Origin of the sequence: Methylobacterium sp. 10 (assembly GCF_000519085.1) — a bacterium.
Taxonomy (GTDB): Bacteria; Pseudomonadota; Alphaproteobacteria; order Rhizobiales; family Beijerinckiaceae; genus Methylobacterium.
This window is the reverse complement of sequence record NZ_KI912577.1, coordinates 4,518,090-4,540,306: the sequence shown is the minus strand read 5'-3', so window position 1 is coordinate 4,540,306 and position 22,217 is coordinate 4,518,090. Positions and strand designations below refer to the sequence as shown.

Here is a 22,217-nt window from a genome sequence, read left to right as displayed (position 1 = left end):
GCTCCCGCAGGCGTCTGGGCGGATGCGGGCGTAACCGCGAGGAGCATGCACAGGGCTAGGCAGGCAATAGCCTTCGTTATGATCGCACCTCTCGCGTCACCGGGTCGTCCGGGGGCCGCGCCGGATGGCACGGGCCCAAGCCGCGACAGGGTCACCAACGGTGATGCCAGCCGTGGTGGCCCCACCCGCGATGGCCCCAGCCGACATGCCGGTAGCCGCCCCAGCGATGCCAGCGAGGACCGCCCCAACCGAACCGCCGCGGTCCGTAGAATGCGGGCCGAAAGGCGTAGGGCCGGTAGAACACCCTCGGTCCGAGGTTGGGCCGGCAGTAGCCGTAGAACCCGCGGTGGCCCCCGAGGCCGCAGCCGTCACGGGCCTCGGCCGTGCCGGCGGTAGCCAGCGGTGCTGCCAGACCGGCTGCCAGCAGGGCCGCAGGTAGGAGCCGCCTCAACAGGGGCGGCGCGCGTAGCGCTTGCTTCGTCATCGCTTCGTCTTCCGATGCGGTGTTTCGACTGCCCGCACCCTGCCGCCGGCCTGTCGCAGGGCTTTGCCGGGAAACCCCGTTTTCGTCGCGATCCGTCGCGGCTTCGAAGGTCCCGATACATTTCGCGACAGAATCCATCGGGAAGCGGATGCCGCTGCGCGTTAGGATCGAGTACGAAAGGCTCGGGACATGGACGGCGCACACATCTTGGTGGTGGACGACCATCGCGACATCCGCGATCCGCTCGCGGCCTACCTTAGGAAGCACGAGCTCCGGGTCACCGTCGCCGCGGACGCGGCGGCCGCTCGCATTGTCCTGGCGGGAAGCGCCATCGACCTGGTGCTCCTCGACGTGATGATGCCGGGCGAGGATGGGTTCTCGCTCTGCCGCCATATCCGGGAGGCGTACGACACGCCCGTCATCCTCCTCACCGCACTTACAGAGGGGACGGACCGGATCGTCGGCCTGGAGATCGGGGCCGACGACTACGTCACGAAGCCGTTCGAGCCGCGCGAGCTTCTCGCCCGTATCAAGAACCTCCTCCGGCGCACGCGCGCGCTTCCCCGCACCCGGGACGGGGCCGACGGGCGCAAGCTAAGCTTCGACCGCTGGACGCTGGACACCGACCGGCGCGAGCTCGTCGACGACGCCGGCACCCCGGTGACGCTCAGCACGGCCGAGTTCCGACTGCTGTCGGCGCTGACCCGGCATCCGAGGGTGGTGCTCTCGCGCGACCAGCTCCTCGACCTGACCAGCGGCCGGACCGCCGACGCGTTTGACCGCAGCATCGACAACCAGGTCAGTCGCCTCCGGCGCAAGCTGGAGCGCGACCCGGCCAATCCGGGGATCCTCAAGACCGTCTGGGGCGGCGGCTACGTCCTGGCGACCGACGTGAGGACGGTGCCTTGAGGCTGGTGCCGCACTCGCTCGGCGGAAGGCTGGCGATCCTGCTGGTGCTCGCCGTCGTGGGTGCCCAGGCCGTGGCCTTCGCGATGTTCGCACACGAGTCGTCGCGGGTCGGCCGCGCGGCGGCCCGGACCCAGGTGGTCGACCGCATCGCCACGCTGGTTCGCCTGCTCGACGCGGTCCAGCCCGATACCGTCCCGAGCGTGGTCGCGGCCTACGGTTCTCCCCGCCACCGTTTCACTATCGATGCCGGCAGCCTTGTCCCGGAAGGCGCGATTGGGCCCGACGAGGCACGGCTGGCGCGGCGGATCGACCGACGCATGAAGGACGACGCCAGCCAGGCACGGATCGCCTTGGTCGAACGCGACGTCGGAGAAGACGTCCCCCGGGGCCGCCCGTCCAACAGGACCCAGGCTCTGCGGGTCTCCGTCAAGCTCGACGACGGGCGCTGGCTCAATGCCGAGGCCCCGCTCGCGTCCCGGACGCCACCCTGGTTGCGCATCGCGCTCATCCAGGTCCTAGCTAGCGTGGTCGCAGTGCTCGCGGTCGTCGCCGTAGCCAGGTGCGGGATCGTCGGTCCGGTGGCGGACCTCGCCAGGGCAGCGGAGTTGGCCGGTCGGGGCGCCTCGTTCAAGCCGCTACCGGAGCATGGCCCGAGCGAGTTGCGGACCATGACGGCGGCATTCAACCGGATGCAGGAGCGTTCGGCGGCCTTCGTTACCGACCGCACCCGGATGCTGGCCGCCATCAGCCACGACCTGCGCACCCCCATCGCCTCGCTATGGCTCCGGGCCGAGATGGTCGAGGACGGCGAACTGAGGGACGCGATGGTCCGCACGATCTCGGACATGAAGCGGATGGTCGAAGCGACCCTGGTGTTCGCCCGGGACGATGCGCTCTCCCAGGACAGCGGCCCGTTGGACCTCGCCGAGATGGTCCGGTCCCTTGCGGACGACCACGTGGTCCTGGGACGGCACGTAACCGTCGCGTCGCCGGCCGACCTTCCGTTCAATGGCCGGCGGATGGCGCTGCGTCGGGCCCTCGACAACCTCGTCGAGAACGCCGTCCGCTACGGCGGCAGGGCGCGAATCACCCTTGAGCGGGGCGGTGACGGCATCCGGATCCTCGTCGACGACGACGGCCGGGGTATTCCAGCCGACAAGATCGAGGAAATGTTCGAGCCCTTCACGCGGCTGGAGGTTTCGCGCAACGCTGACACAGGTGGGACCGGCCTCGGCCTCGCCATCGCACGCTCGGCGATTCGTGCGCATGGGGGCGACGTGACCCTGGTCAACCGGGCCGTCGGCGGACTGAGGGCCGAGGTGAGCCTACCGGCCTGAGGGCCGGAGTGCCGCGTGAGGTACGCCGAGAATGGCATTCGCACCCTCGGCGTCCCAGAAGCTCACGCCGCCCTGGAGGTGACCTTCTCATAGGTCCCCGTCGCGATCTGGTCTTCCAGCTGTGCCTTGAAGTCGGCGATGCCAAGAACCTGGACGGGATTGCCCGCGTCGTCGAGGAACTCGTAGAGCGCATCCTCGATGTTGCGGTTGCTGAAGAATACGATGGCATCCTCGTCGCCGCCACCCTCCATATGCGGGTCGCCGTTGGCCACACCTGAGACGTAGCTGCCCGTCGGACGGGTCTCCTTCAGGGTCCCGTCCTCACGGTAGAACCTGAGCTCCCCCTGCATCACGAGGGTCACGTAGGGGCTCTTGTGCCGGTGCAGCATGACGCGCTGGTTCGGGGCGAATTTGAATACGACGTCGACGATGCGGTTTTCCTCATCGACCTTGTAGACGAAGAACGCGATATGCGGGAGCCAGTCGAGCGTCCGCCAGGTGATGTTGCTCTCGTCGAACATATGGTTGGGCATCCAGTTTCCTTCCGTTCCCCCATCCGGCCGCTCGTGGGCGACGCACGGCTTTCCGCCGCGTCGAATGGCTCGTGATGGGGCAACGTCCCCGACGGTGGATCGATGCGACCGCCCTTCCGGACACCTCACCAGGTCAGGCGGCCATGTCACCGTCTGGCGTTTCGCACCGGAATGGAGAGCGCCTCGATGAAGTTGGCGATCTCGACCTGCCGGTTGCCTTCATCCGCGACCTGGTCGTCCAGCCCCAGTCGCCACGCGAGGTCGCGCCGGCCGGGCTCGCGGTGGAGGGCTTCAACGAGGTCCGCCTGTTCCTCGACCTCGCGCCGGTTACGTGCCAGCCCGCTTTCGATCAAATCGTCGGCCTGCCGCCGAAGGGCCCCCGTCACCTCGTCGAGGCCAATCTCCGGGTGGTACTGGACGCCCCAGAACGTGCCTCCGTCGTGCCGGATCTCGGCGGCCTCGACCACGGTGGACCGGTTGAGGGCGAGCAGGGTGGCCCCGCCCGGAAGGGTCTCGACCTCGTCCGTGTGAATGCTAGGCGCATCGTAGGCGCCGGGTCTGCCTTTGAGCATCGGCGGAAGCGAAGCAGGCCTACGTGATGTATCCGGGCAGCGACAAGCTCGACGCCTCAATGGCCTTGGCCGTGCGGTTTCGGTACGGCAATCCCGATCGGCTGCAGACGACGTGCGAGGCCATTGACCGAGAACTCGGGCGGGGGGCGTACCATTATCGCTATTGGGGAGTGGATGCCGAGGAAGGATGCTTCCTCGCCTGCACCTTCTGGCTCTCCGAGGCGATGGCGCTCCTGGGACAGGCAGAGCTTGCATCCGAAAACTTCGAGGCGGTGGTCGCGGCCCTTGACCGGAACTCCGGCACCTATTCTGAGATGGCGGACCCTGCGACGGGCAATTTCCTCGGAAACCTTCCGCAGGGGCTCACCCATCTGGCGCGGATACAGGCGGCGGCGACACTGTCGGGATCGAACCTTTAGCCCCTCCACCGTCTTGGTCGTGAGGGCGTCTCTTTCGGTCGAGACAAGGATTGCCGCGGCCGGGGATACAAATCGTAGAAAGTAGGCCCGGGGAAACGGATCATACTTCGCCCACCGAGGTGGGTTCGCGTTCGTTGCATAAGGTAACTCCGACGATTCTAGTCCGGCGCAGGAACCAGCTATCCTGATGGACAATGACGAACGCTGATTCCAAGTTCGAACGGCGTAACGACAAATGCCGGGCTGCATGGGCTCGCGGTGGAAGTCCCGGCATCCTGCGTCGAAAGCTGGTTCGCGATTCGACAGCACAACAAGCAATCCGTTCCTACATAACGACCCTTGAAACACGCGAGGATGGATGATGAGGAACGATAGAGCGGTACTAGCCGGCGGTTGCTTCTGGGGCATGCAGGACCTGATCCGGCGCCAAGAGGGGGTCGTGGCGACACGCGTCGGATACTCGGGGGGCGACGTTCCGAATGCGACCTATCGCAATCATGGCACCCACGCCGAAGCCATCGAGATCACCTTCGATCCGGCTCGGACGAGCTTTCGGCGGATGCTGGAGTTCTTCTTCCAGATCCACGACCCCACGACCCCGAACCGCCAGGGCAACGACCGCGGCTTGGGCTACCGTTCGGCGATCTTCTACGTCGACGACGACCAGCGTCAAGTTGCCGAGGACACCATCGCGGACGTCGACGCGTCCGGGCTCTGGCCCGGGAAGGTGGTCACCGAAGTCGCGCCTGTCGGGCCGTTCTGGGAGGCCGAGCCGGAGCACCAGGATTATCTGGAGCGCCGGCCCGACGGGTACACCTGCCACTTCGTCAGGCCGAACTGGACGCTGCCGGTCCGGATCAAGGCGCCTGAGGTTGCCTGAGATGTCACTCCGGAGGCCGTGCGATGTCGCATGGCCTCCCTCAATCACACACGGCCGCCGGCGATGCCGACGACCGTGATACGGCATCGATCAGAGGACGGGCATTCCACCCGCCACTGTCACCAGGGCACCGGAGGTGTAGCTGCCCTCGTCGGACGCCAGCATCACGTAGGCCGAGGCGAGCTCGGGCGGCTGACCCGGGCGTCCGAACGGCACCTTGGAGCCGAACGACTTCACCGAGTCCTGATCCATGCCGGAGGGGATGAAGGGCGTCCAGATCGGTCCCGGCAGCACGCCGTTCACGCGGATACCCTTCTCGGATAGCAACTGGGCGAGGCTCAGCACCATGTTGCTCAGGGCGCCTTTCGTGGCGCTGTAGGCGAGCAGCGATGGCATCGGGTGCTTGGAGTTCACGGACGAGGTGAAGATCACCGAGGCGCCAGGCTTCATGTGGGCCATGGCCGCCTTCGTCACGTAGAACGGGCCGAAGACGTTCGTACGGAAGTGGTCCTCGAACACCGCGTCCTCGATGCCGTCCAGCCCTTCGTTCGGCTGCTGGAAGGCGCCGTTGTTCACGGGAAGGTCCAGGCGGCCGAACGTCTCGGCGGTGCGTGCCACGATCTCGCGCCCGTAGTCCGGGTCCTTGAGGTCGCCCGGCAGGAGGAGCGCACGCCGCCCCGCCTTTACGATCCAACCTTGGACCGCCTCGGCGTCCGCCTTGGAGTTGACCCCGTTTGTGGTCCACGGCCTATGCAAGTTCTCGGGCTGTGACAGCTTGGTTGGCGAAGGCTCGGGGCGTCAAGCCGCCCAGGGCCGTGTGGGATCGATCTTCGTTGTAGTGGCACCTCCATTCCTCGATGCGGTCGCGGGCATCGGCCAGCGACAGGAACCACGAGGCGTTCAGGCACTCCGCCCGTAGGCGACCGTTGAACGACTCGATTGTTGCCGTTGTCGGTCGGCTTGCCCGGTCGGGAGAGCCGGAGGCGGGCGCAGAGCGACCAATTCGATCTCGACCCCATTCAGGTAGGCCCATTGGTCGAGCATGCGACCGGCAAACTCAGGTCCGTTGTCTACCCGTAGACTTTTCGGTCGACCTCGCAGCCTGACCAAAGCGTCGAGCGCCTCAGTTACCTGGTAGGCGCGGAAGTTGGCTCCCGGTGTGAGTGAGAGCGCCTCTCGCGTGTGGCAATCGACGACGGTCAAGATCCGGAACGGACGTCCGTCGAATATGCGGTCGGACATGAGCCGAAGGCGGACGCGCAGCGGCCAATTCCATGGCCCAGAGCTCGTTGGGGCCGCCGATCGCCGGTCGCCCCTGACGATACCGCCAAGCTCGTTTGCGCTTGGGCAGCTTGGCCCGGATCGACAGTCCCTCGTCGCGGTAGATCCGGTAGGTGCGCTTGTGGTTCACGGCCCAGCCCTCCCGTCGCAGCAGGATGTGTAGACGCCGGTAGCCGTAGCGCACCCGCACGGCGGCCAACTCCTTCAGCCGCATGCGCAGCGCGACCTGCGGGCCCGAGCGCTTCCTGTAGCGCTGGGACGAACGGCCGAAGCCGGTGGCCAGACAGGCCCGACGCTCGCTGATGCCGTAGACCACCTGGAGGTGGCAGGCGACCTCGCGGCGAGCGGCGGGCCTCACCACTTTTGCTGACGCTGCCCTTCGGGTCGCTTCAGGACATCCTCAAGCATCGAGCGGTCCAGCGTCAGGTCGGCGACCAGCCGTTTCAGCTTGCTGTTCTCATCTTCCAACTGCTTCAGCCGCCGGATCTCCGGCACACCCATACCGACGAACTGCTTCTTCCAGCGGTAGAACGTCGGCTCAGAGACGCCCATCTCGCCGCACAGACCTCGTCCACCGTCGCGCCGTTCTCCGCCTGCCGCAGGGCGAAGGCGATCTGTTCGTTCGTGAAACGCTTGCGAGGCATGGCATCCATCCTCCTTCAGGGTTCAGGATGCCCGAAAAACTTGCGCTCAGCGCGGACCAGTTTGCTGGGTCAGGGTCACCTCGTTCTCGGTAATGAGGTCGCGGACGAGATCCTTAATAGCTTCGGGAATTCCGGCGAGGGGGAGGCGGCCTGATGCGCCCCATCCTCTCGCTCCTCTGCGGGACCGTGGGTGCCTGCTTGATTACCGCCGCGGGCCTCGTGAGCGTGATTTTCGCCGCGATGGGCCATGCCGGCGAGCTCGCCGCCGCGAATTTTCGCGACATGGGGAGGCCTCGGCGGCGGGGTGAATCTGGACGATCGCAGCTCGCCGGAAGGTGGGCAAGCGCGACGTTAGGGCAGGGTGAAGAAATCCCTGGCCGCATTTCGGGATCGACTCGGCCGCGAGTTTATTCTTCATTCGTTCTCATGAGCGAATCGCTGGAGCAGGCCGTCAACGAACTCGAACGCACATACCTTGACGCCTATGGCGGGGACGAACGGAACGCCCTGCGCCGGGCCCTGGGCGATGCACTGATGGAGATCGCGACCGTCAACAGACAGGTGAGCCGGGGGTTCGTTCGGGCGGGCAAGCCGTCCGATCTCGCCAGGAAACTTGGACGGGACCGGCGAGACCGGCAGGGTCAGGTCGCCGCCGTCTGGCGAGCACGTTGCCGGGTCGTCCGCCCCTCCGCCCAAGCTTTCGCCGAGGCGGCCGCGCGCCTGGCCTTCTCGGCAACGGGATCCTTGACCCCTCGTTGCCTGAGGTTCTCTGCGACCAGCAACGCCTTCAGAGTTTCGCTGTCTGGGAGCTCGATGGAGATCTTCGCGACCCGCAGCGCCTCAACCCATGCGTCGATGGTGGGCGCCTTCAGGCCCAGCATCTGCTCGCGGGTGTAGCGCCGGGCCGTGGCACTCTCATCCGTGACGTTGAGAAGATCGGACTGGGCATGGTCGAGGACCATGCCGACGCGCGAGGAGGCGATGCCGAGATCCTCCTGGAGGTGAGTGGCGAATGCCCGCCGGACATCGTGCGGCGTCGCCCGGCATCCCGGCATGGCCGACACGGCGTGCGTGAGGGTATCTTCCGCCATGTGCCCATCCAGGTCCCCGCCGGCCCGGCGCGCCCTGAACTTCGGGAACATCCATTCCGACCGCTCCCGCCCGGCCACGGCGGCATCCTCGCCGGTCCTCTTGAGGTACGCTTCGATCCGCCACCACACGCTCGGGGGGAGGGGAAGCGCATGGCTCCCCGCCCGTGGATCACGTTCGGTAGGGCCGCCGCGCGAGATCTTGCGATGGCCTTGCCACCACAGGCCCCAACCGTTGCGCTCGGCCCATGGCTCGAACTCGTCGACCCGGGCGCGCACGATGCTGAGCCGGCGCTGGGCGGTGTAGATCAGGAGCTCGACCGCCATCCCGACGCCATCGGACAGGACGCCGTGCTGTGCGATCCGGAGCATGATGGCCACCTCCTGCAGGAGCGGGAAATGCTGGCGCCCCTTGGTGTTGCCGAGGCGTGGTGCCTTGAGGCCCACCATCGCGCCGGCCGCGGCCCCGGACCGCTTTGCCTGGCCTGGCTCCCCAAGCCAGGCCCAGAGACGTTTCGTCACCCGAACCACGTCCCGGCCCTGCGAACGCTTCCCCTCCTGCACGAGCGATTCCACGACCTGCGCGACGTCGCCGGCATCGATTCTGGAAACGAACCGATCATCGAGCGCCCGCATCCCCGGGCAACCGACGACGGCGCTATAGTTGCGCACCGTTGCCGGCCGGAACGCCTGCGCCGGGCTCTCGGCCTCGCGCCTGAGCCACGCCCCCCATGCCTCACGTGCCTCGCGGTAGGTCCAGGTGGCCGGCGGCGCGGTCCGGGGCATGTATGCCGGGACCTCGACGGTCTCCCCCTTCGAGGCTGGGGCGGCGCGCTTGAGCTCGATCCATTCCGTCGCGGGGATCCCGTGCCCGGCCTCGACGTGCCGCCGGACATCGATGGCGACGAACCGGGCCTGCGCCAACGTCCAGACCTTGGCGTCACCCAGGAGGATGCGGACCTGCGGCCCCTCGTGCCGGAACCGGGCGAACCATCGGGACCCCGCCCGGTGGGTGCGCAGGGTAAGCCCCGGGCAGGCGCCGTCGGCGAACTCCTTGTAGTCCTCCCCGGCTTCGCGGACGAGCCGGGCCACCGAAGTGGCGTTCAGATCCAAAGCAGCCTTCCGTGGCACACGGGCCTCCCGAGTGAGCGTATGCTCTATCCCGTGGCTCACCCGTGGCTCAACCCTGGAATTGGCCGCGCCTGTGGAATCCCCGGCCAGGCCACCGGCAGGGTTACCGAACGGCCCTCCCGAAGCCCGGAAAACGGGGCGTCCGCGTAGGGGAAACGCAACGTTTGCAGAGGGCTGGTGACAGGTTGGGAGGGGGGTGGTAGACGGGGGTCGGCGTCCCGACTCCGTAGCTCAGCTGGATAGAGCAGCCGCCTTCTAAGCGGCAGGTCGTTGGTTCGAGCCCAACCGGGGTCGCCAGCCGTTAGCTAAGGCCACGTGCGGGCTGGAATTCTCATCATATCAGTGCCTTAGGCGCCCTCTGGTCACACAGTCGAGCGGTGCAAATAGGCCATGGCGCTGATGTCATATCCGTCCGGGACAAGCTCGGCACGTACTATCTCCGCCGCGCGTCATGCCGGTGGACCTTTGCCCCTTCATGCCCGCTCCGTGGGTCGGGAAGGCGAACTGGAAGCTCAGCCTCAGGACCAAATCACCGGCTACCGCAAAGCAGACGGCTTTTCGTGTTTGCCGGGACTGCATGGCTGATTTCGAGGCCGCCGAGCATGCCAAGCACAGGTCGTTTTACGGTCCTACCGCAGGTCGATGAGATCGAGAGGAAGGTCATGGCAAGGCTTCTGGCTGACAAGGACGCTCAGAGGTCTGACGGTGATACGCGGTGCTATGACCAATCGGCGGACGAGCGAGCCCAGTGGGCGGACTTGGAGCCGAGACCTGTTGGCCGGAGGGGCGTCGGACGTGACGTTGCAAACGCTGACGGCTCGGCCCTTCGAGCCTTGCACGAAGAGTACCGCGGGGCACTTCAGCGGCCGGACACCGAGATCGTCGTCGCTGCTTGGTGTCATAGCAGGGCACGCCGTAGTGAACCTGAGTTGGCCGGGGTCGTTGACCCAGCAGACTTCCTTATTCCCCTTGCCAGGAGTGCTGATGCCAGAAGCCCCTCTCATGCCACCTCAAGCCCTGACGGATGTCACCTTTAAGGGCCGTGGGCTCGGCCGCATGCTGGGCCTCAAGCTTGCCTTACTGATTTGCCCGCGATGCTCTCAACGGAATGCGCCGAAGGTCGAGGCGAAGGGCTATTGCAATTGGTGCTGCTATGAGCCCTCGCGGGAAGACGCGGAGCCGGCACCCTTCCGCCAAACCTTGCCTACCTCTGCCCGAACAGAGCGATGAAGGCGTGAACCACGGACGCTCCGCCTACGGGAGCAACGAACAGAAGCACAGCATTCAGGCCGATAATGCAGACCACCGCCCGCTCCTGCGCCTTGGTGAGCGGAGTCTTACGGGCCGGCGGCTCCCACGCTGGTTCTCTCGGCGGCTTCCAACCCTCGTCCACGAACATGGGGAAACCTCATCCGGCCTGGGACCGCATGACCGCGCGGCCAATATCGTGATGCTAGAGCGATAGGAACGGCTGAGGCAATCGCCTTCGGGTGGGGAGAAGGCCGGGCATAAGGTTCTGCCCGAGGCGCCCCCAGCGGCGGGCATAGGGGGAAATGCTGATCCGCTGGCACGAGTATGGCCACTCATACGGGTGACCCCTGGTTCATTAGGGAAGAGTTTGCGCCCTACCGGATGGTCACCTTCCCCTGTGCCGGAACGTCACATCGGAAGCCTGCGTTTGCCCGAGCGTGCTTCACGCCAACATCAGGGAGAAACGCCATGAAAGCCATTACGCTCGCCCTCGCCAGCACTCTTCTTTTGGGATCGGCCGCCCTCGCTGCGGAAGGCGGCTCGGGGACCACGAAGTCCGGTACGATGGATAAGACCGGGCCAAACGATGCGGGCGCCGGGTCTTCGCCGGGCGCTGCCGGAAGCGGACCCTCGACGGGCGACAAGAGCCGGTCGGGCACCACGAACAGCACGGGCGCCAACGATGCAGGCTCGGGGTCATCACCGGGGGCATCGGGTAAGGGTGCCAGCGCTCCCACTCGCTAACTGCGCAGATTGAGTTTGGCTGGAGGCCGGGCATGGATTGAGATCCCGGCCTCTCGCTCTTAATCGCCTACCACGTCAGCCGTAACCTTCTGTCCACGGCGCTTCGCTTCCTTAAGGTGATCAATTACATTCTGAGGTAACTCTTTTGGCTTGCCCAACGCACGCCGCTCAAGCTCGGTTACCTCTTCCCTCCTGAAGCCAGCAGCTTCAAGACTTAATCCGAAGCGCGTACTGATGTCTTGAATCGGGTCGGTGGGCGAATCAGATGAGCAGGGGCCAGGATCATGGCGGCAAGTCTTCTTGCCTCACCCTCCTCACATTTCACCTCAGCAGCAGACCGTTCTACAGCATTCCTAACTAGACTGCGGTTTCTTAACCCGCTATGCCCGAGTGAATTATGTACAACTGCGTGTGTGGCCGTCATACGAGCACAGGAATGCTGGGCCTGCATGCCTTGGAATTCACTTTAACGGAGACGAACCGTCATCCTTTCCGCCTCCCATTGAGCTTCGGCGTCTGGCATTTGCCAATCAGGCACTATCCTATAGACGAAACCGGACTCTGTATGCTTTAGCTTTTGTATAACTGCCATCATATCGATGTGGTGTTGGTCCTTGAGGCCGAGCTTCCTCCGAAGCCCCAGCGCATGCTCCTCATTCGTCCGATGGCGCGACGTGTTGCGCCTACCTCGAAGTCGAACACTACATGTTGTGTTATTGATAGGCGATATTGGTCATCCACATTACACACTCCTGCCAAACGCGGTCGCCGTGAACGCCCTCAATGCCTCCTGTAAGGGAGGCCACGCGAAACTGCCGAAGGCGCTTCAGTCACCAAACCCTCCTGACATGAGAAAGGCGCCTCCGCTGGCTCGGAAGCGCCTCGTGGATCGTCACGGGATGCCCGTGGGGTCTTACCGGTGGGCAAGGATGCTCCCGACCGGCCGGGAGCATCGTTCTTGAGCGGTCAGAAGCCGAACCGCACGTAGGGGCGGGGCGCATAGGCGTAGGGCCGGTAATACGGACGGTAGTACGGCCGATAACCGTAGCCATAGCCGTAGACCGGCACCGGACGGGGCGCGTAATAGCCGAACGCGCGGGACGTGGCCCGGCAACCGAACGCGGACGGATAATAGCCGTAGCCGCAGCCGCCGGCGGCTTCGGCCGTCGTGGTGGTGGCGGCAGCCATCGTCAGGCCGCCGATGACGGCGCCGATGAGGCCCAAAGTCTTCACGTGCTTCATGACAGGAACTCCAGATCGCATCCCCTCGGGACCTCAGCTTCACCTCGGGGCGTGCTGCATCAAGACACCCGATCGCTGAACGAATTCTGACATTTCCGCCGCCTGACGCGCGTTCCGACGCCGGCGAGCTTGAGCGCGCGATTTCGTGATTGAGAACGGGTTATCGACCGCCTTCCGCCCCAACCGGGAGCGGGCATCCCCGCCGCGACGGACGGGATTGACGCCGCCCCCAGATGAGGTCTCCTCGCCCGACACGTCCATGTCCTCGACAGATCGAAAGTCCGCCATGACAGACCTCAAGACCCTGCGCGACGTCTCGGGCCTGAGCCCGGCACCGGCCAGACTCCGGGCCTCCGCCCTCATCATGATCGACCTGCAGAACACCTACCGCGAGGGAATCATGCGCCTGGAGCAGGTGGAGCCCGCCATCCGCGCCGCGCGCGAACTTCTCGGCCGCGCGAGGGACGCCGGTATCCCCATTGTCCACATCCAGCACGATGCCGGGCAGGGGTCGCCCTACGACATCTCGGCCGCCATCGGGCGGATCAGCGACGAGGTGGCACCGCGAGACGGCGAGACGGTCATCGTGAAGAACTATCCCAATGCCTTCGTCGGCACGAACCTGCAGACGCATCTGGAAGAGTCCGGAGTCCAGTCGGTGCTGCTCGCCGGCTTCATGACGCATATGTGCATCAACTCGACGGCGCGCGGTGCCTTCAACCTCGGTTTCAGCCCCACGGTGGTGGCGTCCACCACTGCCACCCGTGCCTTGCCCGGCCCCGATGGTTCGGTGGTGAGCGCGAGCGCCCTGCAGGCCGCGAGCCTCGCCACCCTCGGCGACCTCTTTGCCGTGATCGCTCCGAGCGTCGGCGATATCGCGGAGTGACACGGATCCGCGTCTCTCTCTCTCCGAGGGGAACGTGTGCGGCGCACCATCGTTCGAATTCTGAAGCAGGAGCTTGAGCCATGAAAATCGACATTGTCGCGGATCTCGTCGTCGAAACCTTGCAGCAGGTGGGTGTCCGGCGGATCTACGGTGTCGTCGGCGACAGCCTCAATGCCATCACCGAATCGATCCGGGCGCGGGGCGTCATCGACTGGGTGCATGTGCGCCACGAGGAAGTCGGCGCCTTCGCTGCCGGCGCTGAAAGCCAGATCACGGGGGAGCTGGCAGTCTGTGCCGGTTCCTGCGGCCCCGGCCATGTCCATCTCATCAACGGGCTGTTCGATTGCCACCGGAGCCGGACCCCGGTCCTGGCCATCGCCGCGCATATCCCCTCGGCTGAGATCGGCTCCGGCTACTTCCAGGAGACTGACCCGAAGGCCCTGTTCGCGCAGTGCAGCCATTATTGCGAACTCGTCTCAGACCCGTCGCAGCTGCCGTTCGTGCTCGAGAACGCCATCCGCGCCGCGGTGGGGCAGCGCGGTGTCGCCGTGGTGATCATTCCGGGCGACGTGGCGTTGAAGGATGCGCCGGCCCGCGCCATCGCGCCCAATGCCGGCCTGCTGCCCGCAGCGCCGGTGATCCGCCCGGCGGAAGCCGAGCTCAACGCCCTCGCAGAACTCCTCGACGGCTCGTCCAAGATCACACTGCTCTGCGGCCGGGGTTGTGCCGGCGCCCATGCCGAACTGTTGCAGCTCGCCGAGGCGCTGAAGAGCCCCATCGTCCATGCCCTGGGCGGCAAGGAGCACGTGGAGTATGACAACCCCTACGATGTCGGGATGACCGGCCTCATCGGGTTCTCGTCCGGCTACGCGGCGATGCGTGACTGCGACACGCTGCTGATGCTCGGCACCGATTTTCCCTACAAGCAGTTCTATCCGGCTCATGCCAAGGTGGCGCAGGTCGATCTGCGGTCGAACCAGCTCGGCCGGCGGACGAAGCTCGATCTCGGCCTCGTTGGCGACGTGCGCGACACGATCACGGCGCTTCTGCCGAAGCTCGGCGTAAAATCCGACCGCACTTGGCTCGATGCCAGCCTGAAGCACTATGCCAAGGCACGGGACGATCTCGACGATCTCGCCACCGGCGCCCCGACCAAGGGCTGGTTCGGCCTGAAATCCGCCAAGTCCCCGATCCATCCGCAATATCTCACCAAGCTCCTCAGCGAGGCCGCGGCGGACGACGCGGTCTTCGCCGCCGATGTCGGCACGCCGACGATCTGGGCCGCACGCTACCTGAAGATGAACGGCAAGCGCCGGCTCCTCGGCTCGTGGGTCCATGGGTCGATGGCCAATGCCATGGCGCAGGGCATCGGTGCCCAGGCGGCCTGTCCCGGCCGGCAGGTGGTGTCCCTGTCCGGCGACGGCGGCTTTACCATGCTGATGGGCGATCTGCTGACCCTGCGGCAGGAGAAGCTGCCGCTGAAGGTGGTGATCTATAACAACGGCTCCCTCGGCTTCGTCGAGATGGAGATGAAGGCCGCGGGCTATCTCGAGACCGGCGTCGCCCTGGACAACCCGGACTTCGCCGCCATGGCGCGCGCCGCCGGCCTCCACGCGGTGCGGGTGGAAGACCCCGCCGAGTTGGAGGGCGCGATCCGCGAGGTGCTCGCCCATGACGGCCCGGCGGTGCTCGACGTGGTGGTCAACCGCCAGGAGCTCTCGATTCCCCCAAAGATCGACGGCCAGCAAGTGAAGGGGTTCAGCCTCTACCTGCTCCGTGCGGTGATGAGCGGCCGGGGGGATTCGGTTCTCGACCTCGCCAAAACCAACATCATCCGGTAGATGAAAGGCGACCTTTGAACGTATCCAAACTGCACCGCGATGCGGCATCCGCTGATGGGCGCTGCCGCATCCCAGGAGAGAAGACCGCTTTCCATGCGCATCGGACTGTTCGTGCCGTGCTACGTCGATGCTTTCGAGCCTGAAGTCGGCATCGCGACGCTGGAATTGCTGGAACGCTTCGGCCTCGACGTGTCCTATCCTTTCGACCAGACCTGCTGCGGCCAGCCGATGACCAATACCGGTTGCCATGCCGAGGCCGCCGCGACGGAAGCGCTCTTCGTCAAGAACTTCGCCCCGTTCGACTACATCGTGGCCCCGTCCGGCTCCTGCGTGCATCAGGTACGCGAGCATCTCACCGCGATCCCGCAGACGGACGAGGTGAGGGACGTCCGCACCAAGACCTTCGAGCTGGTGGAGTTTCTCCACGACGTGCTCCAGGTCGATTCCTTCCCCTGGGCCGAATTCCCGCACAAGGTCGGGTATCATTCGAACTGCAATGCCCTGCGCGGCATCCATCACGCGCGGCCCTCCGAGCTCAACAAGCCGGCCTATTCGAAGCCCCTCGATCTCCTGGCCAAGGTGAAGGGGATCGAGATCGTCACTCCGGCCCGGCCGGACGAATGCTGCGGCTTCGGCGGGACGTTCAGCGTGTTCGAGCCGGCCGTGTCGGCCAAGATGGGCTACGACAAGGTCAGCGACCACAGCCGTGCCGGGGCCGAATACGTCGTCTCGTCCGACTCGTCCTGCATGATGCACCAGAAGGGCTGCGCCGCCCGGATCGGCGTGCCGCTCAAGTTCATCCACATCGCCCGCATCCTCAATGGAGTCTCGGCATGAGCGCGAATGAGGAAAGCGGGCCCCGCGACCGCATGATCCATCCCGACGTCGCCAAAGCCGACGATGAGAGCGAGCGCGGCCAGGATGGCCGCCGCCTCGATCATGCCGAAGCGACGACGAGGCCTATCAGCGCCGAGCCCAAGGCGAAGGCGGCGCGGGAGCCTCAACCGCGCGGTGCCAAGATCCGCGGCAACCGACCGATCGATCAGGCCGAGGCCGCCGAGCGCTTCCTCGCGGCTCCGCTTCACCAGAAAGCCCATGACGAGCGCCTGTGGGATCTGCGCAAGAAGCGTGACACGGCGGCCTTCGGCATTCCGGAATGGGAGGAGCTGCGCGACCTCGCCTCGCAGATCAAGGCGCACACCCTGTCGAACCTCGACCGGTATCTCGAAGAGTTCGAGGCGAATGCAAAGGCTAACGGTGTCCACGTCCATTGGGCGGCGGACGGGGCCGAGCACAACCGCATCGTCCACGGTATCCTCAAGGATCACGGCGCCAAGTCGCTGATCAAGTCGAAGTCGATGCTCACCGAGGAATGCGGCTTCCGGCATTACATGGCAGGCACAGGGATCGAGGTGATCGAGACCGATCTCGGCGAGCGCATCCAGCAGCTCGACAACGAGGAGCCGAGCCACGTGGTGGTGCCGGCGGTGCACAAGACCCGGTTCGACGTGGCCGCCGTCTTCGCCAAGACCATGGGAACGGACCCCGAGAACGACGACGCCCATTACCTGGCCGAAAGCCAGCGCATGCATACGCGCCCCCTGATTTTGGAGGCGGATGCCGGCATGACCGGCTGCAATTTCGCCATCGCCGAGACCGGCACGGTGGTGACCTGCACCAACGAGGGCAATGCCGACCTGTCGGGCAACGTGCCGAAGCTGCAGATCCACTCCATCGGCATCGAGAAGCTGATCCCGCGCATCGAGCATCTGGGCGTGTTCCTGCGCCTGCTCGCGCGTTCGGCGCTGGGCTCACCCATCACCCAGTACACCTCGCATTTCCGAAAGCCGCGGACTGGCTCGGACATGCATTATGTGCTGGTCGATAACGGCCGCTCCGAGCGGCTCGGGATGGAAGAGTTCTGGACCTCGCTCAAATGCATCCGCTGCGGCGCCTGCATGAACACCTGCCCGGTCTACCGGCGCAGCGGCGGCCTCTCCTACGGCGCCACCTATTCCGGCCCGATCGGGCTCATCATCGACCCGACCTTCAACAAGCGGAAATACTCGACCCTGCCGTTCTCCTCGACCATGAACGGCAGCTGCACCAACGTCTGCCCGGTGAAGATCAATATCCACGAGCAGATCTTCGCCTGGCGCAAGGTGCTGGCGGAAGAGCACCAGATCCCGCTCCTGAAGCAGGGCATGATGAAGGCGGCCGGACAGGTGCTCAGCCGGCCGGCCACCTACCGCGCGGCCATCGGCGCCGCCGATTCGGCCCTCAAGGCACTGCCACGCTTTGCCGTCTACAACCCGCTCAACACCTGGGGGAAGGGCCGCGAGATGCCCGACAGCCCGCGCCAGAGTTTCCACAGCTGGTACAAACAGAATCGGATGGACAAGAAGCCGGAGACGGATGCGTGAGTAGGGCTTCTTCCTTGTCGGCAAGATCACTTCGGCTGGTGCGCACCCCCTCTCCCCGCCCGCGGGTAGAGGGGCGCGTCTCCCCCTCGTCGGGGGGCGAGCCGATACGGCAGCCGACGGTGAGGGGGAGCATCCGGAGGAGACTAGTCCGGAGATATCCCCTCACCCTCGCTTCGGCTCCGCCTTCGCTCACCATAGGGACGGCAAGGTCCCTATGGCCCTCTCCCCGCTCTGCGGCTACTGGATCCGCCCCTCTGCTCGAGGGCTGTTCGCTCCATTCAAAAGGTTTCGACATGAGGCGCGACCGTCTCCCTCTCCTGGAAGGAGAGGGCTGGGGTGAGGTGTGGTCCATCTCCGCAGAGGTCACACACCTCACCCTGTCCCTCTCCCCTCAGGAGAGGGGACCCGTGCTGCCCGCGAGATGTGTGAATGTCGCAGGCCCGGGGGTGAGAGGGAAGTGCGCAGCCTCGGCGCGGCAGGACGATCGTCGTTGGAGTGTCGGCCGGTGAGCGCACGCGACGACACCCTGGCCCGCATCCGTCGGAACCGGCCCGCCGGAGATCATCCCCTCCCGGAAATCCCGAACTTCGAGCCCTTGGTCGGCGACGATCTCGTGGCGGAGTTCGGCGAGCGCCTGAAGCGCATGGGCGGGCGCATCGCGGCGCCGGTTCCGGGCGAGGACCCGTTCGCCGACGTGCGCGAGCGACTGGACGACAGCGCGGTGATCGCCTCGGCGGTGCCCGAGATCGCCGGCAACCGCGATCTCTCCCGCGTGGCGTTGCCGGGTGATCTCGCCGATGTCGACGTCGCCGTCGTCCGTGCCGTGTTCGGCGTGGCAGAGACCGGGTCCGTTCTGTTCACGCAGGACGAGCTGCAAGTGAACGCGGTGGCCTATCTCGCCCAGCACCTCGTCGTGCTGCTCGATCCCGCCGACATCCTGGTCAACATCCAGGCGGCCTATCGCCGGCCGGATTTCGGCCGCGCCGCTTATGCCGTGCTTCATACCGGACCGTCGGCCACCGCCGATATCGAGGGCGTGCTGATCCACGGCGCGCAGGGCGTCCGCTCGCTCACCGTGATCCTGCTCCCGCGCGCCTGACAAGAACGGCGCAGGGACGCAACCGGCGGGGCGCGTCTCGCATGGCTCTACCGCCGTGAAACGGCCGAACCTGGCCTTTACCGCAGGATTCTCGTTGCTGCGACGGGCGTAATCCTTGCTAGGACATCCCCAACAGAGGAAGGAACGTCCATGCGCTACACGCTCGGTTGCAGCCTGTCTTATAACATACTCTCGGACACGACCTTCATCTTCAACATCGAAGTGGCTCGCCTGAAGAGCCTCGACATCCTCAGCGAGACCCTGACGCTCAAGCCCGACCTGAAGCGGGAGATCTACATCTCGCCCGACCTGCAGAACCGCTATCTCGGCGTCAACGTCCCCGCCGGCCAGTTCTCCCTGGAGTACAATGCCGAGGTGGAGCTCACCGTGCACCGGGCCGATCCGGCCACGATCAACGAGACGCCGATCTCGCAGCTTCCCCTCGACATCCTGCCCTTCCTGCTGCCGAGCCGCTTCGTCTCGTCCGACCGGCTGACGCCCTTCGCGCAGGCCGAGTTCGGGGCGCATCCCAAAGGGCATCAGCGCGTCAATGCGATCTGCAACTGGATCCACGACCACCTGACCTACCAGCCCGGCACCAGCGACGGCGAGACCACCGCCGACGAGAGCCTGCTCAAGCGCGCGGGCGTGTGCCGCGATTTCGCGCATATCGGCACGGCCTTCTGCCGGGCCCTGGGCATCCCCGCCCGTTTCGTGAGCTGCTACGCTCACGGACTCGTGCCCAGCGACTTCCACGCGGTGTTCGAGGCCTATCTCGACGGCCGCTGGTGGCTGTTCGACGCCACGCGTCAGGCCGATCTCGACGGGCTCGTCCGTATCGGCGTCGGCCGGGATGCGGCCGAGATCGCGTTCTCGACGCCCTATGGCAACATGCAGCCGGTCAACCAGCAGATTCGCATCGCCCGCTCGGACGGCCTCGGCAGCCCGCCCCAGCGCACGGTGGATGCCATTTCGACGGAATTGCCGGCCCCGCATGCGGGCGCGGCCTGAACGAACGGATCACAGGATGACGGCATCCTGTGATCCGCGTCCGGCGTCCTTCCGATCCTGCAGGGTCGGTTGGATTTGTCTTGGACAACCTTGTGGATGAAGTCGATCCGGTTGGAGCAATCGCCGGTTTTTCAATCGAAAGGAGACATTGCCATCTATAGCTGGCCGCGTCCCATTTGGATCCCATGATGGAACGAGGCGCGATGGCTATCCCCCTTCAGACCCGCGGAACGACCTTCGCAGCTTATGAGGCATCGTTTCAGACAGTCAGATCGCTATGGCGCGAGACGAGCGCCATCACGGCCCTCATCGTCGTCCAGGGCCTTGTCGACGCCGTGACGGAAACATCCACACGTCCAACGGTCGCGGCGCTGGGACTCATCGTCGATGTCCTGGTCACCGTCCTTCTGGTTCCTTACACGATGGCGATCTACCGCCACGCCTTGGGCTTGCCGGTGGGCAGCCTCCGAAGCTTGCTTGCGGACGCCGTCCGGCGGAAGGATTTCCTTGCCTATCAACTGGGATGGTTTCTCCTCGGGCGCCTCTGGTCCAAGGTCTGGATCACGTCCACGCCGTTCAACGGCATCATGTCCGCTCTCCTGTTCATCCTCTGCTTCTGGCTGACGCTGCGTCTCTTCGCCGTTGGACCGGCCCTCGCCATCGAAGAATCGCAAGCCACGGCCAGGGGAGCGTTCGAGGCCACGGCCGGACGGATCTGGACGATCTTCTACATCTGTTTTCGCACGGCGTTCCCCCTCGTCGCCGTGGTTCTCATCGTGGGCGTAGCGGTCGTCCTCGTCGGCGGCTTGGGGACAGGAAAACCGGCGGCCTCGGCATTGATCCTGACCGGCGTGTTGCTCGGCCCGTTGCTTGTCTTCAGTCTGGTCCTCCGCGCCGTGCTCGAAGCTCAGATCTTCCGGAACCTCGGTCTTTTCGCCCCACAGCCCGAGATGGAACACCGATAATCACCGATGGCTCGATTTTCGCGACGGCCGATTTTCGCGACGGCGATGCAGGAGCGTTGAAAAATGACCTATCGGCACGTCGTCGGCCCCAAGACCCATGTCTTCGCAGACCTCGCCGCCCTGATGGCCAAGGCCACACCCCTGCGCTCGGGCGACAGGCTCGCCGGTATCGCCGCGGAATCGGCGGAGGAGGGGATGGCGGCGCGCTGGTGCCTCTCCGAGGTGCCGCTGTCGGAGATTCTGGCGAAACCCCTCATCCCCTACGAAGAGGACGACGTCACCCGCCTCATCCTCGACACGCACGATGCGGTGGCCTTCAAGGAGATCGCCCATCTCACCGTCGGCGACTTCCGTGAGTTCCTGATCAAGGCGTCCCCGGAGACGCTGACCCGGATCTCGCCCGGCATCACGCCGGAGATCGCCGCCGCCGTCTCGAAGATCATGCGCCACCAAGACCTGATCCTGGTGGCGCGCAAATGCCGGGTGGTGACGAAGTTCCGCAACACGATCGGCCTGCCCGGCCGGCTCTCCGTCCGCCTCCAGCCCAACCACCCCACCGACGATGCCGCCGGCATCACCGCCGCCATCGTCGACGGGCTGTCCTATGGCTGCGGCGATGCCGTGATCGGCCTCAACCCGGCCTCCGATTCGGTCTCCACCCTGAGCGGCCTGCTCCACCTCTTCGACGACCTGATCCAGCGGCTCGCGATCCCGACGCAGGGCTGCATCCTCACCCACGTCACCACCACCCTGGAGGCGATGAACCGTGGCCTGCCGGTGGACCTCGTGTTCCAGTCCATCGCGGGCACGCAGAAGGCCAATGCCAGTTTCGGCGTGACCCTGCCGATCCTGAAGGAGGCGCACGAGGCGGCGCTCGCCCTGAAGCGCGGCACGGTGGGCGACAACTGCATGTATTTCGAGACCGGACAGGGCTCGGCGCTCTCCGCCAACGCCCATCACGGCATCGACCAGCAGACCCTGGAGGCACGTGCCTACGCCGTGGCGCGCCCGTTCCGGCCGCTCCTCGTCAACACCGTGGTCGGCTTCATCGGGCCGGAATATCTCTATGACGGCAGGGAGATCATCCGGGCCGGGCTGGAAGATCATTTCTGCGGCAAGCTCATGGGCCTGCCGCTCGGCTGCGACGTTTGCTACACCAACCATGCCGAGGCCGACCAGAACGACATGGATACGCTCCTGACCCTGCTGGGAGCGGCCGGCTGCACCTTCGTCATGGGCATTCCCGGTGCCGACGACGTGATGCTGAACTACCAATCCACCTCGTTCCACGACTCGCTCTATGTCCGCGAGGTGCTCGGACTGAAACGCGCGCCGGAATTCGAGGCGTGGCTCGAACAGATCGGCCTCACCGATACGGACGGGGCGCTGCTGCCCGAGGGGCCGAGCGCCCGGCTCATCGCAGCGGCCCCCGGCCTGTCCGCCCGGAAGGGGATCGCCGCATGAGCGCCGAAGGCCC

Annotated in this window: 19 protein-coding genes, 1 tRNA gene and 1 pseudogene; 14 read left to right on the top strand and 7 right to left on the bottom strand. The window is 65.6% G+C overall.

Features of this window, described 5'->3' with window-relative positions:
- Window positions 1-151: 151 nt before the first annotated feature.
- Complete coding sequence (locus K368_RS26300; protein ID WP_348625541.1) at window positions 152-484, bottom strand: hypothetical protein; 333 nt, start codon at window positions 482-484, stop codon at window positions 152-154.
- Between the two features lie 189 nt (window positions 485-673).
- Here K368_RS26300 and K368_RS0121375 point away from each other — a divergent pair, with 189 nt between their 5' ends.
- Entirely contained in the window at window positions 674-1,393 is a 720-nt protein-coding gene (locus K368_RS0121375) for a response regulator (protein WP_027174126.1), read from the top strand.
- 5 nt (window positions 1,394-1,398) lie between these two features.
- Entirely contained in the window at window positions 1,399-2,730 is a 1,332-nt protein-coding gene (locus K368_RS0121370; protein WP_027174125.1) for an ATP-binding protein, read from the top strand.
- Between the two features lie 62 nt (window positions 2,731-2,792).
- Here K368_RS0121370 and K368_RS0121365 read toward each other — a convergent pair whose 3' ends face one another.
- Complete coding sequence (locus K368_RS0121365; RefSeq protein ID WP_027174124.1) at window positions 2,793-3,263, bottom strand: hypothetical protein; 471 nt, start codon at window positions 3,261-3,263, stop codon at window positions 2,793-2,795.
- 146 nt (window positions 3,264-3,409) lie between these two features.
- Window positions 3,410-3,835 (bottom strand): gamma-glutamyl-gamma-aminobutyrate hydrolase family protein, encoded by a 426-nt coding sequence (locus K368_RS25265; RefSeq protein WP_155935268.1) that lies wholly within the window; start codon window positions 3,833-3,835, stop codon window positions 3,410-3,412.
- Between the two features lie 23 nt (window positions 3,836-3,858).
- Between K368_RS25265 and K368_RS0121355 the strand changes: the two genes are divergently transcribed.
- Together K368_RS0121355 and msrA are read left to right on the top strand one after the other, a co-directional pair.
- A complete protein-coding gene (locus K368_RS0121355; RefSeq protein WP_155935266.1) occupies window positions 3,859-4,254 on the top strand; it encodes a hypothetical protein in 396 nt (131 codons plus the stop codon).
- A 361-nt stretch (window positions 4,255-4,615) separates the two neighbouring features.
- Window positions 4,616-5,134: a peptide-methionine (S)-S-oxide reductase MsrA gene (gene msrA / locus K368_RS0121350; protein WP_027174122.1), complete on the top strand. Its 519-nt coding sequence runs from the start codon at window positions 4,616-4,618 to the stop codon at window positions 5,132-5,134.
- 90 nt (window positions 5,135-5,224) lie between these two features.
- Here msrA and K368_RS25260 read toward each other — a convergent pair whose 3' ends face one another.
- From K368_RS25260 to K368_RS0121325, 3 genes and pseudogenes are all read right to left on the bottom strand, one after another.
- Entirely contained in the window at window positions 5,225-5,890 is a 666-nt protein-coding gene (locus K368_RS25260) for an SDR family oxidoreductase (RefSeq protein ID WP_245259639.1), read from the bottom strand.
- Window positions 5,883-7,059, bottom strand: a pseudogene (locus K368_RS26895) (IS3 family transposase). The gene K368_RS25260 and the pseudogene K368_RS26895 overlap by 8 nt, the downstream one beginning before the upstream one ends.
- Window positions 7,060-7,700: 641 nt before the next feature.
- On the bottom strand, window positions 7,701-9,260 hold the full coding sequence (locus tag K368_RS0121325; RefSeq protein ID WP_027174121.1) for an integrase family protein: 1,560 nt from the start codon (window positions 9,258-9,260) through the stop codon (window positions 7,701-7,703).
- Between the two features lie 238 nt (window positions 9,261-9,498).
- On the opposite strand from K368_RS0121325, the gene K368_RS0121320 reads away from it, so the two are divergent.
- Window positions 9,499-9,575: transfer RNA gene (locus K368_RS0121320), tRNA-Arg, on the top strand.
- A gap of 1,422 nt (window positions 9,576-10,997) precedes the next feature.
- On the top strand, window positions 10,998-11,273 hold the full coding sequence (locus K368_RS27690) for a hypothetical protein (RefSeq protein WP_081739633.1): 276 nt from the start codon (window positions 10,998-11,000) through the stop codon (window positions 11,271-11,273).
- Window positions 11,274-12,239: 966 nt separating this feature from the next.
- Here K368_RS27690 and K368_RS0121310 read toward each other — a convergent pair.
- The gene (locus tag K368_RS0121310) at window positions 12,240-12,515 is read right to left on the bottom strand and encodes a hypothetical protein (protein ID WP_027174119.1); all 276 of its coding nucleotides are present in this window, start codon (window positions 12,513-12,515) and stop codon (window positions 12,240-12,242) included.
- 286 nt (window positions 12,516-12,801) lie between these two features.
- On the opposite strand from K368_RS0121310, the gene K368_RS0121305 reads away from it, so the two are divergent.
- The 8 genes from K368_RS0121305 to K368_RS0121270 all read left to right on the top strand — a co-directional run bounded on the left by K368_RS0121305 (window position 12,802) and on the right by K368_RS0121270 (window position 22,204).
- A complete protein-coding gene (locus tag K368_RS0121305; protein ID WP_027174118.1) occupies window positions 12,802-13,401 on the top strand; it encodes a cysteine hydrolase family protein in 600 nt (199 codons plus the stop codon).
- Window positions 13,402-13,481: 80 nt separating this feature from the next.
- On the top strand, window positions 13,482-15,242 hold the full coding sequence (gene poxB, locus K368_RS0121300) for a ubiquinone-dependent pyruvate dehydrogenase (RefSeq protein WP_027174117.1): 1,761 nt from the start codon (window positions 13,482-13,484) through the stop codon (window positions 15,240-15,242).
- Between the two features lie 93 nt (window positions 15,243-15,335).
- Window positions 15,336-16,079: a (Fe-S)-binding protein gene (locus tag K368_RS0121295; protein WP_027174116.1), complete on the top strand. Its 744-nt coding sequence runs from the start codon at window positions 15,336-15,338 to the stop codon at window positions 16,077-16,079.
- Window positions 16,076-17,665 carry a lactate utilization protein B gene (locus K368_RS0121290; protein ID WP_027174115.1) on the top strand — a complete coding sequence of 530 codons (1,590 nt, stop codon included), beginning with the start codon at window positions 16,076-16,078 and terminating at the stop codon, window positions 17,663-17,665. The genes K368_RS0121295 and K368_RS0121290 overlap by 4 nt, the downstream gene beginning before the upstream one ends.
- A 505-nt stretch (window positions 17,666-18,170) precedes the next feature.
- On the top strand, window positions 18,171-18,764 hold the full coding sequence (locus K368_RS0121285; protein WP_027174114.1) for an LUD domain-containing protein: 594 nt from the start codon (window positions 18,171-18,173) through the stop codon (window positions 18,762-18,764).
- Between the two features lie 150 nt (window positions 18,765-18,914).
- The gene (locus K368_RS0121280; protein ID WP_027174113.1) at window positions 18,915-19,775 is read left to right on the top strand and encodes a transglutaminase family protein; all 861 of its coding nucleotides are present in this window, start codon (window positions 18,915-18,917) and stop codon (window positions 19,773-19,775) included.
- A gap of 203 nt (window positions 19,776-19,978) precedes the next feature.
- Window positions 19,979-20,740, top strand: coding sequence for a hypothetical protein (locus K368_RS0121275; protein ID WP_027174112.1), 762 nt, complete (start codon window positions 19,979-19,981; stop codon window positions 20,738-20,740).
- 63 nt (window positions 20,741-20,803) lie between these two features.
- Window positions 20,804-22,204, top strand: a complete 1,401-nt coding sequence (locus K368_RS0121270; protein WP_027174111.1) for an ethanolamine ammonia-lyase subunit EutB — start codon at window positions 20,804-20,806, stop codon at window positions 22,202-22,204.
- The last annotated feature ends 13 nt before the right edge of the window (window positions 22,205-22,217 follow it).